Origin of the sequence: Pseudomonas sp. AOB-7, assembly GCF_003696305.1 — a bacterium.
Lineage (GTDB): Bacteria > Pseudomonadota > Gammaproteobacteria > Pseudomonadales > Pseudomonadaceae > Aquipseudomonas.
In genome coordinates, this window is the sequence record NZ_RFFK01000005.1 from 134,261 (window position 1) to 151,547 (window position 17,287).

Here is a 17,287-nt window from a genome sequence, read left to right on the forward strand (position 1 = left end):
AAATCGCCGTAGTAGCCTCGCCGGCACATTCCATTAGGGAGTCCGCGCATGACCTTTCGCCGCACCAAAATCGTCGCCACCCTGGGCCCGGCCAGCAACTCGCCGGAAGTGCTCGAGCAGCTGATTCTCGCCGGCCTCGACGTGGCCCGCCTGAACTTCTCCCACGGCACGCCCGACGACCACAAGGCCCGCGCCCAGCTGGTGCGCGACCTGGCGGCCAAGCACGGCCGGCACGTGGCGCTGCTCGGCGACCTGCAGGGGCCGAAGATCCGCATCGCCAAGTTCGAGAACAAGCGCATCGAGCTCAAGGAAGGCGACCTGTTCCGCCTGTCCTCCAGCCACTCGCGCACGGCCGGCACCCAGGACGTGGTCGGCATCGACTACCCGGCGCTGATCCAGGACTGCGACGTCGGCGACGAGCTGCTGCTGGACGACGGCCGGGTGGTCATGCGCGTCGAGCTCAAGGGCGCCGACGAGCTGCACTGCCGCGTACTGATCGGCGGCCCGCTGTCGGACAACAAGGGCATCAACCGCCGTGGCGGCGGCCTCACCGCGCCGGCGCTGACCGAGAAGGACAAGGTCGACATCAAGCTGGCCGCCGAAATGGACCTGGACTACCTCGCCGTGTCCTTCCCGCGCGACGCCGCCGACATGGCATATGCCCGCCGCCTGCTCACCGAGGCCGGCGGCACGGCCTGGCTGGTGGCCAAGATCGAGCGCGCCGAAGCGGTGGCCGACGACGAGACGCTGGACGGCCTGATCCGCGCCAGCGATGCGGTGATGGTGGCTCGCGGCGACCTCGCCGTGGAGATCGGCGATGCCGAGCTGGTCGGCATCCAGAAGAAGATCATCGCCCACGCCCGCCGCCTGAACAAAGCGGTGATCACCGCCACGCAGATGATGGAGTCGATGATCCACAGCCCGATGCCGACCCGCGCCGAGGTCTCCGACGTAGCCAACGCCGCGCTGGACTACACCGACGCGGTGATGCTGTCGGCCGAGAGCGCCGCCGGCGAATACCCGGTGGAAGCGGTCGAAGCCATGGCCCGCGTCTGCCTCGGCGCGGAAAAGCACCCGACCAGCCAGAAGTCCAGCCACCGCATCGGCCGCACCTTCGAGCGCTGCGACGAGAGCGTGGCCCTGGCCACCATGTACACCGCCAACCACTTCCCGGGCGTCAAGGCCATCATCAGCCTGACCGAGAGCGGCTACAGCCCGCTGATCATGTCGCGCATCCGCTCGTCGATCCCGATCTTCGCCTTCACCCCACACCGCGAGGCGCAGGCCCGCGTGGCGCTGTTCCGCGGCGTCTACACCGTGCCCTTCGACCCGGCCGCACTGCCGGCCAACAAGGTCAGCCAGGCGGCGGTGGACGAGCTGCTCAAGCGCGGCGTGGTCGAGCCCGGCGACTGGGTGATCCTGACCAAGGGCGACAGCTACCACGGCACCGGCGGCACCAACACCATGAAAATCCTGCATGTCGGCGATCCGATGGTTTAAGGCACAGCTGAACGCGAAAGGCCGCTCGAACGAGCGGCCTTTTGCTTTTTCTGTGCGAGGCGCTTTAGCGGCGGTGCGCGCGACGCCACCCCCTACGCGAACCTGGAAAAATCCGGCTTTCTGCGCTGCATAAAGGCCGACAGCGCCTCGATGGCCTCGGGCGAGCGCAGGCGTTGGCCGAACAGTGCGCCCTCCTCCTCGATCACCCGGCGCAATTGCTCGCGATCCGGTGCGCGCATCAGGCGCTTGCTGTCGGCCAGCGCCGCGGGCGCCAGGTCGAGAAAGCGCAGCGCCATCTCGCGTGCCTTGGCCAGGGTCGCCGCGCCGTCGTCCAGCGCCTGGTTGGCGATGCCCCAGGCCGCCGCCTGCTCGCCGCTGAAGCTCTCGCCGAGCAGCAGCAGTTCGGCGGCGCGGGCGTGGCCGAGCAGACGCGGCAGGATCAGGCTGGAGCCGTACTCCGGGCACAGGCCGAGGTTGACGAAGGGCATCTTCAGCTGCGCGTCGCGGCTGACGTAGACCAGGTCGCAGTGCAGCAGCAAGGTGGTGCCGATGCCCACCGCCGGCCCCGCCACCGCCGCCACCACCGGCTTGCTGAACTCGAACAGCGCGCGCATGAACTGGAACACCTCGCTGTTCAGCCCGCTCGGCGGCGCCTGGATGAAGTCGGCGACGTCGTTGCCGCTGGTGAAGCACTGCTCGCCGCCGGTGAGCAGCACGGCGCGCACCGAGCCGTCGCGGTCGGCCTCGTCCAGGATTTCGGCCATGCCGGCGTACATGGCGCGGGTCAGCGCGTTCTTCTTGTCCGGGCGCTGCATGCGCAGGGTCAGCAGCGCGCCGTCGCGCTCGATTTGCAGGAATTCGCTCATAGATGCTCCGAGGTCGTAGGCGCACGGGCCCACCTGGGCCGCGCACCGGAGGCCCGCTGTGATCGGCGCCAGTGTGCCCAGCCTGGATGGCCCCGCGCATCCTACATACGGGTTAGAAACAGGTCGGCAAACATCTGGCTACGCGGCAAACCGGCCATATAGAGGCGCCGCGCGAAGCTGTCGACCGTCGTGGGATGGCCGCAGAGTAAAGCGAGGGTCTGCCGCGAAACAAGGCGCAGTTCGGCCAAAGCAGCCGGCAACTGCGCCGCCGTCACCAGCTCGATCTGCAGCTGCGCATGCTCGGCAGCCAGCGCCTGCAGCTCGCCGGCCAGGTAGTGCTCGGCCGGCTCATGGGCCGCATGCAGCAGGCGGATGGCGCCGCGATGCTCCTGGCGCAGCGCCTCGCGCAGCACACCGTAGAGCGGCGCCAGGCCGGTGCCGGCGGCCAGCAGCCAGAGCGGCCGCGCCTGCCAATCGGCATCGTAGTGCAGCGCGCCGCCGCGCAACTCGCCCAGGCGCAGGCCGTCGCCGAGCTGCAGGCGTCGCGCGGCGTCGCAGAAGGCGCCGGGCTGGCGGCAGTCGAGATGGAATTCCAGCCAGGCGTCCTCGCCCGGCAGGCTGGCCAGGGAATAGGGCCGCGCCACGCCGTCTGCGCTCCACAGCAGGAGGTGCTGACCGGCCTGGTAGCGCAGCCGTCGCTCGGGTTGCAGGCGCAAGCGCAGCACGCTGGGGCTCAGCCAGTCGAGGCCGACCACCCTGGCGGCCAGGCCGTCGCGCTGCGGGTCGAAGGGTTCGACCTGCAGATCGCCGCCGACCTGACACTGGCAGGCCAGGCGCCAGCCCTCGGCGCGCTTGTCGGCGGCCAGCGCCTCGGGCTGCAGGTCCAGCGGCTCGCCGGCCAGGCAGCGCACCAGGCAGGCGTGGCAGCTGCCGGCGCGGCAGCTGTAGGGCACGGCGATGCCGCCGACCAGCAGGGCATCGAGCAGATTGGCCTGTTCGGCCACCTGCAATAATTTGGCGCCAACGCGCAGTTCAGGCACCCGCTCTCTCCCAGCTGGCATCGCAGCGATTGCGGCCGCCGCGTTTGGCCTGGTACAGCGCCTGGTCGGCGCGCTGCAAGGCCTCCTCGAGGTCGTCGCCGGCGGCAAGCAGGGTCATGCCGGCGGACAGGCTGAGATTATCCACCTTTATCCCCACCGGTTCAGCCTGGGCGAAGGCTTCGCGCAGGCGTTCGCAGCAGGCGGTGAACTGGTCGGCATCGGTATTGGGCAGCAGCAGGACGAATTCCTCGCCGCCGTAGCGGGCGATGACGTCGCCGTCGCGCAGGCAGGCGCGCGCCACCGCGGCGAAAGTCTGCAGCACGCGATCGCCGGCGGCGTGGCCATGGGCGTCGTTGATGCGCTTGAAGTGATCCAGATCGATCAGCGCCAGGCCGTGCTGGCGACCGGCGCCGAGATGCTGCAGCTCGCGGCCGGCCAGACGGAGGAAATGCCGGCGGTTGAACAGCCCGGTCAGCTCGTCGGTGGCCACCAGGTCCTCGAGCTGGCGCATCATGCCGCGCAGGGTGTCCTGGTGCGCCTGCAGGGCGAAGCGGCGCTGACGCATGCGTTGGCGCATGGCCTGCACATAGCCGGTGAACAGGCACAGCCAGACCAGCAGGATGAACAGCACGCCGACTTGCAGCAGCGCCAGGCTGGGATCGCCGAGCTGCTCGCGGTAAGCCTGGATCAGGATCATGCCGGCGAAACCGAAGAAGGCGAACGCCGCGCAGCGCGCGAACACCCGCGGCGGCAACTGGAACACGCCGAACAGCAGGATCAGCACGTAGAACACCAGCAGGCTGCCACGCGCGCTGTCGAAGAAGGCCAACAGCAGCGGCTGCCAGGCCAGCGCCAGGAGCACCTGCACCTCGGTCAGGCTGGGGTCTGCGAAACGCAGGTTGCGCCCGGACAGAAACAGCCAGAGTAGCACCAGCTGACTGGCAAATATGCCCAGGGTCAGCCCGACAGCCGTGGCCAGGGAACCGCGAAACAGGCCGGCGAGAACGGCGAACCAGCACACCAGCGCCATCATCGCGTAAGTGGCGAAGGCCATGGCGAAGCGCTTGAGCAGCAGGCTCTGCAGGCTGCGTTGCGTTACCCGGTGGCTGGTTGGGCTCATGGGCTCCATCCCATACTGGCATCTGGCCGTTACTCTACCCCCGTGATCACAAATTGCCTAGCGTGCCGATAACCGCCCACAGCTAGCAGCATCGACCTTCGGCGGCTGTGCCCTGTGCGACCGGCGCGCTATACTGCCGCGCCTTTTTTGTTGCCTGCCAACCCTGGCGGCAACCCAAGAGGCCGTCGCGGGGCGAGGTGAAATACCGTTCCCGACCATTTTTCGCCGTTGCGCCGGGTCATGATTCGGCGCTTCCTTATAGATGTTCCCTGATAGAGGAGCGCCCCCATGACCGTGATCAAGCAGGACGACCTGATCCAGAGCGTCGCCGACGCCCTGCAGTTCATCTCCTATTACCACCCCGTCGACTTCATCCAGGCCATGCACGAGGCCTACCTGAAGGAAGAGTCGCCGGCCGCCAAGGATTCCATGGCGCAGATCCTGATCAACTCGCGGATGTGCGCCACCGGCCACCGCCCGATCTGCCAGGACACCGGCATCGTCACCGTGTTCATCAAGGTCGGCATGGACGTGCGCTGGGACGGCGCCACCATGAGCGTCGACGACATGATCAACGAGGGCGTGCGCCGCGCCTACAACCTGCCGGAGAACGTCCTGCGCGCCTCGATCCTGGCCGACCCGGCAGGTGCCCGCAAGAACACCAAGGACAACACCCCGGCGGTGATCCACTACTCCATCGTCCCCGGCGACAAGGTGGAAGTGGACGTCGCGGCCAAGGGCGGCGGCTCGGAGAACAAGTCGAAGATGGCCATGCTCAACCCGTCCGACTCGATCGTCGACTGGGTGCTCAAGACCGTGCCGACCATGGGCGCCGGCTGGTGCCCGCCGGGCATGCTCGGCATCGGCATCGGCGGTACCGCCGAGAAGGCCGCGGTGATGGCCAAGGAAGTGCTAATGGAGCACATCGACATCCATGAGCTGAAAGCCCGCGGCCCGCAGAACCGCATCGAGGAGCTGCGCCTGGAGCTGTTCGACAAGGTCAACCAGCTGGGCATCGGCGCCCAGGGCCTGGGCGGCCTGACCACCGTGCTCGATGTGAAGATCATGGATTACCCGACCCACGCCGCCTCCCTGCCGGTGTGCATGATCCCCAACTGCGCCGCCACCCGCCACGCCCACTTCGTGCTGGACGGCAGCGGCCCGGCCGAACTGGAAGCGCCGGATCTGTCCGCCTACCCGGAAATCGTCTGGGAAGCCGGCCCGAGCGCGCGCCGGGTCAACCTCGACACCCTCACCCCGGAAGAAGTGCAGAGCTGGCAGCCGGGCGAGACCGTGCTGCTCAACGGCAAGATGCTCACCGGCCGCGACGCCGCGCACAAGCGCATGGTCGACATGCTGAACAAGGGCGAAGAGCTGCCGGTGGACCTCAAGGGCCGCTTCATCTACTACGTCGGCCCGGTCGATCCGGTGCGTGACGAGGTGGTCGGCCCGGCCGGCCCCACCACCGCCACGCGCATGGACAAGTTCACCCGGCAGATCCTCGAGCAGACCGGCCTGCTGGGTATGATCGGCAAGTCCGAGCGCGGCCCGATCGCCATCGATGCGATCCGCGACAACAAGGCCGTGTACCTGATGGCCGTCGGCGGCGCCGCCTACCTGGTCGCTCAGGCGATCAAGAAGTCGCAGGTGCTGGCCTTCCCCGAACTGGGCATGGAGGCGATCTACGAGTTCGAGGTCAAGGACATGCCGGTGACCGTGGCGGTCGACACCAAGGGTGAGTCGGTGCACATCACCGGCCCAGCGATCTGGAACAAGAAGATCGCCGACAGCCTGGCGGTGGAAGTGAGGTAAGCGCCCCCGCCAACGACAGACCCGGCCGCGTGCCGGGTTTGTCGTTTCTCGCCTCCGCGTTTTTTTGGGGAAAGGTCTGGCGCCTACGCCTTCCCATGCCCCCGGCCGAAACGCACCAGCTGCATCTCGTGCAGGCGGCTCAGGGTGCGCTGGAAGGCGAAGCCGAGGTAGCCCTGGGTATAGAGCTCGTCCAGCGCCACCTCGGCCTCGATATACAGCGGCACGCGGCGGTCGTAGCACTCGTCGACCAGAGCGATGAAACGCCGCACCGCGTCGTCGTTGCGTGACAGCGCCGGCAACTGGCGATCCCCGGCGTCGACCCGTTCGGCGCCGTCCTCGGTGCCGCGGGCGATGCGTCCTTCATGCTGCTCGCTGCCCAGGCAAGGCACCTCGCCCAGCAGGATGGCCGGGAAACGCTGGCACAGTTCGATGAAGTCGGGCGCCGCCAGCGGCTGCTGGCACAGGTCGGCGAAGCGGCACCATAGCGCCGCCGGGCTATGGCCCAAGGTCGGCAACGGGCGGTGCGCCAGCTGGAGCGGTTCATGCAGCAGCGCCTGCCCTGCGGACAAGCGGGCGAATACGCCAGCCAGCGCCTGCGGCTGGTTCACCCAGTAACGCTGGACTTCTGCGCCCGGGTGCAGACGATGATCCTGCGCGCCATCCACCGCCACCACCCGCATATGCGCCTCGAGCGCGGCGATCGCCGGCAGGAAGCGCTCGCGGTTGTAACCACCGGCATACAGCTGCTGCGGCGGCTGGTTGGAGGTGGCCACCAGCACCACGCTCTCCTCCACTACCAGGCTGAGCAGGCGGCCGAGCAGCATGGCATCGCCGATATCGCTGACGAACAGCTCATCGAAGCACAACACCCGCAGCTCGCGCCCCAGCTCCTCGGCCAGCAGGCGCAGCGGGTCGGGGTTGCCGGTCAGCTGAAACTGGCGGCGATGCACCCACTGCATGAAGTGGTGGAAATGCTGACGCCGCGCCGGCACCCGCAGGGTGTTGTAGAAGCTGTCCATCAGCCAGGTCTTGCCGCGCCCCACCGGACCCCAGAGGTAGACGCCCAGCGGCCGCCCGCCGCGGTGCACCGCGTCGTGACAGTCTTGCAGCGCGGAGGCGGCGCGCCGCTGCGCGGCATCGACGACGAAACCGGACGCGAGCGCGCGTTCGTACGCCGCCTGCGGCGAGTCGGGCAACTCCTGCATGGCACTCAACGCAGCAGCAGCCGGCCATCGTCGAACTGCCGCGGCCAGTCGCGACGGGTGAATACCTGACCTTGTTGGCGCAGCCCGCGCACCGCGTCCAGGTCCAGCTCGGCGATCAGCCAGCGGCTGCGCTGCGGGCACAGCTCGGCGCTTTCGGCGAGCACGCCGCTGGCCGGCATGCCGTAATCGGAGGGCACGTAGAGCGCGGCGCGACCGATGTTCTCGTCCAGCGCCGGCGACCAGGGCGCCAGGCCGACGGTGGGCGCCTGCAGCACGGCGATCTGGTTCTCCAGGGCGCGGGCCTGGGCGCCGATGCGCACACGGTAAAAGCCGGCCTCGGTGTCGGTGCAACTGGGCGCGAGAATCAGGTCCACCCCGGCCTCGGCCAGGGTGCGCGCCAGCAACGGAAATTCGTTGTCGTAGCAGATCAGGATGCCCAGCTTGCCCAGCACCGTGTCGAAGACCTTGAGCCCGCTGCCCGCCGCAACCTGCCACTGCTCCAGTTCGAAGCGGGTCATGATCAGCTTGTCCTGACTGCCCAGGCAGCCGTGCGGGCCGAACAGCCAGGCGCGGTTGCGGTAGTGGCCGTCCTCGTCCAGCACCGGCAGCGAACCCGGTTGCAGATGGATCTTCAGCCGCCGCGCCAGGGCCTCGCACAGCGCCAGCCAACGCGGCAGCAACGGCTGGATGCCGGCGATGGAGGCGTGCAGGTCGCCGCGCTCGGCTTCGGGCAGTTGGCCGCTGAGCACCAGGCCGGCGTATTCGGGCAACAGCAGCAGTTCGGCACCCTGCCCCGCGGCCTCCTCGCACAGCGCGGTCAGGTGCGCGGCGTAGGCCTCCCAGCTCTCGTGCAGGTCGATATGGTATTGGCAGGCGGCGACCCTGATCATCGAGCGAGCTCCTTCAGCCAGAACGACATGGGCTTGGCCGACTCCTCACTCTCGTCCAGGTCGCGCCAGTGGTACTGGGTGTGCAGTTCGGGGTGATGGCGATAGCCGCGCCGCGCCCAGAAGGCGTCCAGCGCCTGGTAGTCGGCGGGCCGCCGTGGATGCTCGGCCGGGCGCTGCACGGCGCAGAAGGCGCACCAGTCGAAACGCCCCAGCCGCTGCGCATGGGCCTCACGCTCGGCGAAGAAGCGCACGCCCAGGCCGCGGCCGCGCCAGGCCGGCAGCACTACTGACTCGGCCAGGTAGAAGACCCGCGCCGGGTCCCAGCCGCCTTCGACGAAGGGCCGCTGGAACTCCTCGGTCTCATCAATCAGCGGCAGCGCCGTGGAGGCGCCGACCACCCGGCCCTCGTCGCGCACCAGCACGCAAAGGCTGTCCGCACTGCGCAGGTAGGCGGCCAGGTACTCGGCCTCGTAGACGAGGCTGCCGTCGTAGAGGTAGGGAAACTCGCGGAACACGGCGATGGGCAGGCGCGCCAGGTCGTCGATATGGGGCGCGATCTCGGCACCGCGCAGCAGTCGGATATCCATGGGGCGTCGCTCGCCAGCAGCAGGGTGACGCCGGCGGCTATGCCGGCGGGAAGCGGCGAACTTATCATGCGCGCCAGCGAACCACTAAACGGACTACGACAGGAGCGTCTCCATGACCGCCACCGAACTGCTGCAGGCCTACTACGCCGCCTTCAATGCCGGCGACATGCCCGCCTTCCTCGACCTGCTCAGCGAGGACGTGGTGCACGACATCAACCAGGGCGAGCGCCAGGTCGGCAAGGCCGCCTTCGCCGCCTTCATGGACAAGATGAACCGCTGCTACCGCGAGCGCCTCACCGACATCGTGCTGATGCAGAATGCCGACGGCAGCCGCGCCGCCGCCGAATTCGTGGTGCATGGCCAGTACCTGGCCGACGACGAAGGCCTGCCGCCTGCCAATGGCCAGACCTACGTGCTGCCGGCCGGCGCCTTCTTCGAGATCAAGGCCGGCAAGGTGGCGCGCATCAGCAACTACTACAACCTCAATGACTGGGTGGCGCAAGTAGGCTGAAAGCCCCCCGCAACGCACGCGCGCCCTGGCCTGCAGGGCCGCTGCAACGATTCTGCAAGCGCTTAATAAAGCGTTAAGCCAGCCCACCACACAATCGCCCCCAGGTTCATCACCGAGGTTCCGAGCATGGAACTACCCTGGGCGCATCATGAGCGTCCCGTGGCCCGAATCGGCCGCGGCGACAGCTTCGAGCTTCACCTGGTCGCCCAGGGCAGCGCACGTCGCGCTGCCCTGGAACAGTTCATCCGCCGGCGCTTTGCTCTGCAGTACGGCGCACGAGTTCATCAGTTCATGCCCTGCCTGTTCGCTCTGGAGAATCGGGCCGGGCAGCTGCTCGGTGCTCTGGGTGTGCGCAGTGCAGGCAACGGCCCGCTGTTTCTCGAGCGCTACCTGGACGAGCCGATCCAGAGCGCCATCGGCGCACGCCTGGGCCGAATCGAGCCCGGCCGTGGCGAATTGGTGGAAGTGGGCAACCTGGCCGCCGACAGCCCCGGTGCAGCGCGCCTGCTGATCGTCGCGCTGACCGACCTGCTGGTGGCGCTGGGCTTTTGCTGGGTCGCCTTCACCGGCACGCCGACCCTGCTCAACAGCTTCCAGCGCCTGGGGCTGGCGCCCATCGCCCTGGGTCAGGCCAACCCCAGGTGCATGGGCGAGGAACTGGCCGACTGGGGCAGCTATTACGACAGCCGCCCCCTGGTGATGGCCGGCGATATCCGCGGCGGTCATCAGCGCCTGTTGCAGCTGGGCGCCTACCCACGCCTCGGCCACCAGCCGCTCTACGCCCTGGAGGACATGCCTGATGTGCGCTGCAGTTGAGGCCTTCTTCGCGCGCCTGGCGCAGCATGGCGAGCGTGTCGCGCTGGTCGAAGGTGAACGCACACTGAGCTACACCAAGCTGCTCGCAGCCGTGACGCCCCGTAGCAGATATCTGAGCGCACAGGGTGCCCGCCGCGTGGCGCTGGCCCTGGACAACGGCATCGACTGGGTGCTGTGGGATCTGGCGGCGCTGCACGCCGGCCTGGTCTGCGTACCGCTGCCGGCGTTCTTCTCTGCCGAGCAGCAGCGTCACGTGCTCGACAGCGCCGGCATCGACTGTCTGATCGGTGCTGGCGCCCCAGGTTTCACCAGCGTGGAGGGCGATATCCATCGCCGCTCGGTGGCGCACCCCGCCGCGCTGCATGCCAACACCTGCAAGATCACCTACACCTCCGGCACCACCGGCCAGCCCAAGGGGGTGTGCCTGGATCTGGATACGCAGCTGGCGGTGGCCGGCAGCCTGCTCGAGGCCAGCGCCAGCCGCGAGGTGCAGCGGCACCTGTGCATCCTGCCGCTGGCGACCCTGCTGGAGAACATCGCCGGCGTCTACGCGCCGCTGCTGGCCGGCGCGCGGGTCGAACTGATGCCCATGGCACAGATCGGCCTCACCGGCGCCAGCGGCTTCGACCTGGCGCGCTTTCTCCAGGCACTGCAGGCGGCCCAGCCGCACAGCCTGATCCTGCTGCCGCAATTGCTGCTGGCCCTGGTCAGCGCCGCCGAACGCCAGTTGCCGCTGCCGGGTTCGCTGCGCTTCGTCGCCGTCGGTGGCGGCCGGGTCGCCGCGCAGTTGCTGGAGCGGGCCGATGCCCTCGGTCTACCGATCTTCGAGGGCTACGGCCTGTCCGAATGCGCCTCGGTGGTGTGCCTGAACACGCCCGAGCAGCGCCGCATCGGCAGCACCGGCAAGCCGCTCGGCCACCTGCAGGTGAGGCTGGCCGACGACGGCGAGGTACTGGTCAAGGACGCGCGCATGCTCGGTTACCTCGGCGAGCCGGCGCCGCAAGGCGAATGGCTGGGCAGCGGCGACCTCGGGCATTTCGAGGACGGTTTCCTGGTGCTGCACGGGCGCAAGAAGCATCAGTTCATCACCGCCTACGGGCGCAACGTCAACCCGGAATGGGTCGAGGCCGAGCTGGTGCAGCAGTTGCCCATCGCCCAGGCCTGGCTGCACGGCGAAGCGCTGCCGGGCAACGTCGCGGTGCTGGTGCCGCGCGTCGCCAATACCCCCGACGCGCAGCTGCAGGCTGCCGTCGACGAAGTCAATCACGGCCTGCCGGACTACGCCCGCGTGCACCGCTGGCTGCGCGCCGAGGCCCCGTTCAACGCGAGCAACGAGTTGGCCACGGCCAACGGTCGGTTGCGCCGCGCCGCCCTGTTCACCCATTACCAAAGCGCCATCCATGAGCTGATGGCAGAAGGAGTACCCGCATGAGTTTCTATGAATCCCTGCTGAGCCAGACCCAGCGTGAGCGCGACTACCTGCTCGGCGCGCCGATCATCCAGCAGGCCATGACCGGTCGGGTCGCCCTGCACAGCTACATCGCCTTCCTCACCGAGGCCTACCACCACGTCAAGCACACCGTGCCGCTGCTGATGGCCTGCGGTGCGCGCCTGCCGGAACGCCTGGAATGGCTGCGCGAAGCCATCGCCGAGTACATCGAGGAGGAAACCGGCCACCAGGAGTGGGTGCTGGGCGACATCGCCGCCTGCGGTGCCGATAAGGAAGCGGTGCGCAACGGCACACCGCGCCTGTCCACCGAACTGATGGTGGCCTACGTCTACGACCGCATCGCCCGACACAATCCGGTGAGCTTCTTCGGCATGGTCAACGTGCTCGAAGGCACCAGCATCGCCCTGGCCACCCAGGCCGCCGGCATCATTCAGGACAAACTGCAACTGCCGAACCAGGCCTTCAGCTACCTCAACTCCCACGGCAGCCTGGACCTGGAGCACATCGAGTTCTTCAAGAAGCTGATGAACCGCCTGGACAACGATGATGACAAGGCCGCCGTGGTGCATACCGCGAAGGTCGTCTATCGCCTCTACGGCGACATGTTCCGCAGCCTGCCGCTGGCCGGCGAGGAGTAAGTTCATGCAACCGACGGATTGCCGTGTCCTGCTTACCGGCGCCAGCGGCGGCATCGGCCTGGCCCTGGCGCAGCGTCTGGCCAGCGAAGGTGCCCATCTGCTGCTGGTGGGCCGTCGCCTGGAACCGCTACAGCCGCTGCAACAACGCTTCCCCCAGCACGTGCAACTGCTGCAGGCCGATATCGCCAGCCGCACCGGGCGTAATGCGCTGGTCGCTGCAGCGCAGAACTTCGGCGGCCTCAACTGCCTGATCAACGCCGCTGGGGTCAACCGCTTCGGCCTGCTCGATCAGCAGGACGAGCAGCAGATCGCCGAGCTGATCGACCTCAACGTCACCGCCACGCTGCAGCTGACCCAACGCCTGCTGCCGCTGCTACGCGCCCAGCGGCGCGCCCTGGTGATCAATGTCGGCTCCACCTTCGGCGCCATCGGCTACCCCGGTTTCGCCGCCTACTGCGCCAGCAAGTTCGCCCTGCGCGGCTTCTCCGAGGCGCTGCGCCGCGAGCTGGCCGACACCCACGTGCGCGTCCTCTACTTCGCCCCGCGCGCCACCCGCACCTCGATGAACGCCCCCAGCGTGGTGGCGATGAACGATGAGCTGGGCGTGGCCATGGACGACCCCGCACAGGTGGCCGAGGAACTGCTCGACACCATCCGCCGCGAGCAGGAGGAACGTCACCTGGGCTGGCCGGAACGCCTGTTCGTGCGCCTCAACGGTCTGCTGCCGCGCGTGGTCGACCAGGCCCTGCGCAAGCAGTTGCCGATCATTCAACGCTTTGCCCGCCACAAGCACTGAGGAGATTGCCCGTGAACGCATTTCGCCCCCTGATCATCGCCGCGCTCGGCTGCACCGCCCTGCCCGCCTTCGCCCTCAGTGACAACGGCCAGATCCAGTTGCAGCAGTTGCAGACGCGCTGGGCCGAGATCCACTACCAGACGCCGGAGAAGCAGCGCGAAGAGGCCTTCGCCACACTCGTCACGCAGGCCGACGCGGCGCTGGCCAGCGAGCCCAAGGCGCCGGAGCTGCTGATCTGGCGCGGCATCATCCTCAGCACCCAGGCCGGCGCCAAAGGTGGCCTCGGCGCCCTGCGCCTGGTCAAGGAGGCCAAGGCCAGCCTGGAACAGGCGCTTACCATCGACCCGCAGGCCCTGGCCGGCTCGGCCTACACCAGCCTCGGCAGCCTCTACTACCAGGTACCCGGCTGGCCGATCGGCTTCGGTGACGACCAACAGGCCGAGAAGATGCTCAAGCAGGCGCTGGCGATCAACCCGGACGGTATCGACCCGAACTACTTCTACGGCGACTTCCTGCAACGGCAGAAACGCTACGAGGAAGCCCGCGCCGCGCTGGAAAAAACCCTGGCCGCCAAGGATCGCCCCGGCCGCGAACTGGCCGACCAGGGGCGCCGCGCCGAAGCCAAGGCGCTTTTGCAGCAGGTCGAGAGTAAACTCCGGTAGTTCGGCCCCCCCTGCAGGAGTTGCCATGCGCATTCTTCTCGTCGAAGACGATCAGGCCCTGGGCGAAGGCATTCGCACCGCGCTGAAACCCGAAGGCTACACCGTGGACTGGCTGCAGGACGGCGCCAGCGCCCTGCATGCGCTGAGCCACGAGAGTTTCGAGCTGGTCATCCTCGACCTCGGCCTGCCGCGCATGGACGGCCTGCAGGTGCTCAAGCACCTGCGCGCCGCCGCCAACCCGGTGCCGGTGCTGGTGCTGACCGCCCGCGACGCCACCAGCGACCGCATCGCCGGCCTTGATGCCGGCGCCGACGACTACCTGATCAAACCCTTCGACGTCGCCGAACTCAAGGCCCGCCTGCGTGCCCTGCTGCGGCGCAGCTTCCAGCGTCCACAGCCGGCGCTGGAGTACCGCGGCATTCGCCTCGATCCGGCCAGCCAGCGGGTCGAATACCAGGGCCAGGCCATCAATCTGCCGCGCAAGGAATTTCTTCTGCTGCACGAAATGCTGATCCAGCCTGGACGCGTGCTGACGCGCGACAAGCTGCAACAGGCACTCTATGGCTGGGACGAAGAGGTGGAGAGCAATGCCCTGGAAGTGCACGTGCATCACCTGCGCAAGAAGTTCTTCCCGGAGCTGATCCGCACCGTGCGTGGCGTCGGCTATCTGGTGGACAAATGAGACTGCACAGAACCTTCGGCTCCATGCGCATCCGCTTGTTGGTTCTGTTGCTGCTGATGCTGGCCGGCAGCTTCGGGCTGATCAGCCACAAGATCTACAGCGACTCCGTGCACGAAGTACGCGAGCTGTTCGACGCCCAGCTGTCGCAGACCGCGCGCCTGCTCATGGGCCTGATACGCCACGACCTCAGCAGCAACGAGCGGCGCGACCTCCAGGCGGTTCTCGATGAAGCCCTCATGCTGCAAGATGCCCGTAACCCGGAAAACCTGCTCGGCCACGAGTACGAAGGCAAGCTGGCCTTCCAGATGCTCGATGACGATGGCGAGCTCTTATTCCAGTCCGCCAGCGCGCCGCCGGGCTTGCTCGAGGAGATGATCGAGCAACTCGGCCTGGCCCCGCCCAACGCTGACCAATCCAGGCGCGAACGCCTGGCGCAACTGGCCCGCTACCTGATCGGCTACCACAGCCTTAGCATCGGCGAGCATCGCTGGCGCGTGTTCGTCCTGCACGACAGCCGCGACTACCACTGGGTGCTGGCCGGCGAACGCGAGGACGTGCGCGGCGAACTGATCGGCAAGATCGCCCGGCGCAGCCTGCAACCGCTGCTGATCGGCCTGCCAGCCGTTGGCCTGCTGCTGTGGCTGGCGGTGGGCTGGGGCCTGAGCCCGCTGCAGCGCATGGCCCATGCCATTCGCGGCCGCGCCCCGGACAATCTGGCGCCGCTGGTGTTTCCGCCGCTGCCCAACGAACTGGAGCCGATGGCGGCCGCGCTCAATCGCCTGCTGCTGCAGGTCAACCAGTTGCTCGATCAGGAAAAACGCTTTATCGCCGACGCCGCCCACGAGCTGCGCACACCGCTGGCGGTGCTGCGCATCCACGCCCAGAACGCCCTGGAGGCAGCGGATGCCGGCGACCGCAGCGAAGCCCTGCGTCAGTTGACCGGCGCCGTCGACCGTGCGACCCGGGTGGTGACGCAGTTGCTGACCCTGGCCCGTCTCGACCCGAGCAGCGCGCACCTGAGCATGGGCGACCTCGATCTGCTGGCATTCCTGCGTGGCGAGCTGGCCGAACTGACGCCGCTGGCCCTCGATCGGCAGCAGGATCTGGTGCTCGATGCCAACGAATCCGGCGACTACCGGCTGATCGCTGACGCCCCGAGCCTGGGCATCCTGCTGCAGAACCTGGTGAGCAACGCCGTGCAGTACACGCCGAAGGGTGGCTGCATCCAGGTACAGCTGATCGCCGAGCAGCAGGCGCTGGTAATGCGGGTGCAAGACAGCGGCCCCGGGGTGCCGGCGGAGTTACGCGAGCGCCTGTTCGAACGCTTTTTCCGCCTCGGCGAAGGGCTGGGCGCAGGGCTGGGCCTGTCGATCGTACTGCGGGTGGTGGAGCTGCATCAGGGCAGCATCAGCCTGGAGGATTCGCCGCTGGGAGGGCTTCAGGTCACCGTGCGTTTGCCCAAACGACTGCACCCATAGTCTTTGACTAATAGCTGCCATAGACAAAATCCAGTTCTTCTATCGAAGCGTCGCCACCATCATGCATCCCTGTCAGCCATATCACTCAGGGATCCTCATCATGACCATGCTCAAACGCCTCTTCCAGCAAACCCGCCCGACCCCGAAGCCGGCAGCGCCGGCCGTGCCGGAGCATCCGAACTTCTGGATGTACCAGTGATTCAACCGGCGCCGACCACCCGCAGCGGCACCGCGCGCCCGGCCTTCTGCGCCAGGTAGCGGGTGCAGCTGACGCGTAGGAAGGAGGCGAAGTTGACCACCTCGCCGCGAAAGTCCATGACCTCGTCGTAGAGCTTGGCGATCAGCTGGTTGGTGGTCATGCCGTCGACTTCGGCGATCTCGCGCAGGATGTCCCAGAACTGGTTTTCCAGGCGCAAGGTGGTCACCACGCCGTGGATGCGCAGCGAACGCGAGCGCGATTCGTAGAGGATGGGGTCGGCCTTTACATAGAGTTCGCACATGAGCGTCGCCTCCTGGAAACTTGTGGCAGCGTCGTAGCCCGGATGCAATCCGGAGAATAGCGGCAATGATGCGCCGCGGATGGCGTCCGGGCTACGGCCCGACTACAGGCGAATCTCGGTGCCGAGCAGCTTGAGGAAGCCCGCCAGCCAGGCCGGATGCGCGGGCCAGGCCGGCGCGGTAGCCAGGTTGCCCTGCACGTGGGCCTGATCCACCGGGATATCCACGTAGCGGCCGCCGGCCAGCGTCACTTCCGGCGCGCAGGCCGGGTAGGCGCTGCATTCGCGGCCCTCCAGCACGCCGGCGGCGGCCAGCAGCTGGGCGCCGTGACAGACCGCGGCGATCGGCTTGTCGGCCTTGGCGAAGGCTTTTACCAGCGCCACGACGTCGCCATTCAGGCGCAGGTATTCCGGGGCACGGCCGCCGGGAATCAGCAGCGCGTCGTAATCCTCGGCCTTGACCTTGGCGAAGTCGAAATTGAGGGCGAAGTTGTGCCCCGGCTTCTCGCTGTAGGTCTGGTCGCCCTCGAAGTCGTGGATGGCGGTGCGCACGGTCTGCCCGGCGACCTTGTCCGGACACACCGCATGCACGCTGTGACCGACCATCTGCAGGGCCTGGAAGGGCACCATGGTTTCGTAGTCTTCGGCGTAGTCGCCGACCAGCATCAGAATCTTCTTGGCAGCCATGATCGTCTCCTGAGGGTGGATGCAACGGAGCCATTATTCGCCCCTACTTG

General features: G+C 67.7%; 18 protein-coding genes. 10 read left to right on the forward strand and 8 right to left on the reverse strand.

Translation table 11 applies throughout. The features are described 5' to 3' along the window. The first annotated feature begins 48 nt into the window (after positions 1 to 48). Positions 49 to 1,500, forward strand: a complete 1,452-nt coding sequence (gene pyk / locus EA796_RS11675; protein WP_122108735.1) for a pyruvate kinase — start codon at positions 49 to 51, stop codon at positions 1,498 to 1,500. A 92-nt stretch (positions 1,501 to 1,592) separates the two neighbouring features. Here the strand turns inward: pyk and EA796_RS11680 are convergent, their stop codons facing one another. The 3 genes from EA796_RS11680 to EA796_RS11690 form a co-directional block, all read right to left on the reverse strand. Further along, the gene (locus EA796_RS11680) at positions 1,593 to 2,366 is read right to left on the reverse strand and encodes an enoyl-CoA hydratase (protein ID WP_122108736.1); all 774 of its coding nucleotides are present in this window, start codon (positions 2,364 to 2,366) and stop codon (positions 1,593 to 1,595) included. A 101-nt stretch (positions 2,367 to 2,467) separates the two neighbouring features. Then, a complete protein-coding gene (locus EA796_RS11685; RefSeq protein WP_122108737.1) occupies positions 2,468 to 3,406 on the reverse strand; it encodes an iron-sulfur-binding ferredoxin reductase in 939 nt (312 codons plus the stop codon). Then, positions 3,399 to 4,526, reverse strand: a complete 1,128-nt coding sequence (locus tag EA796_RS11690) for a diguanylate cyclase (protein WP_122108738.1) — start codon at positions 4,524 to 4,526, stop codon at positions 3,399 to 3,401. The genes EA796_RS11685 and EA796_RS11690 overlap by 8 nt, the downstream gene beginning before the upstream one ends. Positions 4,527 to 4,814: 288 nt before the next feature. Here EA796_RS11690 and EA796_RS11695 point away from each other — a divergent pair, with 288 nt between their 5' ends. After that, entirely contained in the window at positions 4,815 to 6,338 is a 1,524-nt protein-coding gene (locus tag EA796_RS11695) for a fumarate hydratase (RefSeq protein ID WP_122108739.1), read from the forward strand. 83 nt (positions 6,339 to 6,421) lie between these two features. Here EA796_RS11695 and zapE read toward each other — a convergent pair whose 3' ends face one another. Genes zapE through EA796_RS11710 form a run of 3 tightly spaced genes read right to left on the reverse strand, consistent with a single transcriptional unit; the run spans position 6,422 to position 9,020 of the window. Beyond that, a complete protein-coding gene (gene zapE / locus EA796_RS11700; protein ID WP_122108740.1) occupies positions 6,422 to 7,543 on the reverse strand; it encodes a cell division protein ZapE in 1,122 nt (373 codons plus the stop codon). A gap of 5 nt (positions 7,544 to 7,548) precedes the next feature. Beyond that, complete coding sequence (locus EA796_RS11705) at positions 7,549 to 8,433, reverse strand: carbon-nitrogen hydrolase family protein (protein ID WP_021442208.1); 885 nt, start codon at positions 8,431 to 8,433, stop codon at positions 7,549 to 7,551. Then, positions 8,430 to 9,020 carry a GNAT family N-acetyltransferase gene (locus EA796_RS11710; protein ID WP_122108741.1) on the reverse strand — a complete coding sequence of 197 codons (591 nt, stop codon included), beginning with the start codon at positions 9,018 to 9,020 and terminating at the stop codon, positions 8,430 to 8,432. The genes EA796_RS11705 and EA796_RS11710 overlap by 4 nt, the downstream gene beginning before the upstream one ends. 112 nt (positions 9,021 to 9,132) lie before the next feature. On the opposite strand from EA796_RS11710, the gene EA796_RS11715 reads away from it, so the two are divergent. The 8 genes from EA796_RS11715 (at position 9,133) to EA796_RS11750 (ending at position 16,053) form a co-directional block, all read left to right on the forward strand. Further along, complete coding sequence (locus tag EA796_RS11715; RefSeq protein ID WP_122108742.1) at positions 9,133 to 9,531, forward strand: nuclear transport factor 2 family protein; 399 nt, start codon at positions 9,133 to 9,135, stop codon at positions 9,529 to 9,531. 126 nt (positions 9,532 to 9,657) lie between these two features. Then, complete coding sequence (locus EA796_RS11720; protein WP_122108743.1) at positions 9,658 to 10,347, forward strand: thermostable hemolysin; 690 nt, start codon at positions 9,658 to 9,660, stop codon at positions 10,345 to 10,347. Then, on the forward strand, positions 10,331 to 11,779 hold the full coding sequence (locus EA796_RS11725; protein WP_122108744.1) for an AMP-binding protein: 1,449 nt from the start codon (positions 10,331 to 10,333) through the stop codon (positions 11,777 to 11,779). Before EA796_RS11720 ends, EA796_RS11725 begins: the two co-directional genes overlap by 17 nt. Continuing rightward, the gene (locus EA796_RS11730) at positions 11,776 to 12,435 is read left to right on the forward strand and encodes a TenA family transcriptional regulator (RefSeq protein ID WP_021442213.1); all 660 of its coding nucleotides are present in this window, start codon (positions 11,776 to 11,778) and stop codon (positions 12,433 to 12,435) included. The genes EA796_RS11725 and EA796_RS11730 overlap by 4 nt, the downstream gene beginning before the upstream one ends. Positions 12,436 to 12,439: 4 nt before the next feature. Beyond that, on the forward strand, positions 12,440 to 13,231 hold the full coding sequence (locus tag EA796_RS11735; protein WP_021442214.1) for an SDR family oxidoreductase: 792 nt from the start codon (positions 12,440 to 12,442) through the stop codon (positions 13,229 to 13,231). Between the two features lie 11 nt (positions 13,232 to 13,242). Then, positions 13,243 to 13,893, forward strand: coding sequence for a tetratricopeptide repeat protein (locus EA796_RS11740; RefSeq protein ID WP_021442215.1), 651 nt, complete (start codon positions 13,243 to 13,245; stop codon positions 13,891 to 13,893). Between the two features lie 25 nt (positions 13,894 to 13,918). Then, positions 13,919 to 14,575, forward strand: a complete 657-nt coding sequence (locus EA796_RS11745; RefSeq protein ID WP_021442216.1) for a response regulator transcription factor — start codon at positions 13,919 to 13,921, stop codon at positions 14,573 to 14,575. Then, the gene (locus tag EA796_RS11750) at positions 14,572 to 16,053 is read left to right on the forward strand and encodes an ATP-binding protein (RefSeq protein WP_122108745.1); all 1,482 of its coding nucleotides are present in this window, start codon (positions 14,572 to 14,574) and stop codon (positions 16,051 to 16,053) included. The genes EA796_RS11745 and EA796_RS11750 overlap by 4 nt, the downstream gene beginning before the upstream one ends. A 200-nt stretch (positions 16,054 to 16,253) precedes the next feature. Here EA796_RS11750 and EA796_RS11755 read toward each other — a convergent pair whose 3' ends face one another. Together EA796_RS11755 and EA796_RS11760 are read right to left on the reverse strand one after the other, a co-directional pair. Beyond that, on the reverse strand, positions 16,254 to 16,553 hold the full coding sequence (locus EA796_RS11755) for a ribbon-helix-helix domain-containing protein (RefSeq protein ID WP_021442219.1): 300 nt from the start codon (positions 16,551 to 16,553) through the stop codon (positions 16,254 to 16,256). A gap of 102 nt (positions 16,554 to 16,655) precedes the next feature. Next, positions 16,656 to 17,240 carry a DJ-1/PfpI family protein gene (locus EA796_RS11760; RefSeq protein ID WP_177342869.1) on the reverse strand — a complete coding sequence of 195 codons (585 nt, stop codon included), beginning with the start codon at positions 17,238 to 17,240 and terminating at the stop codon, positions 16,656 to 16,658. Positions 17,241 to 17,287 lie beyond the last annotated feature (47 nt).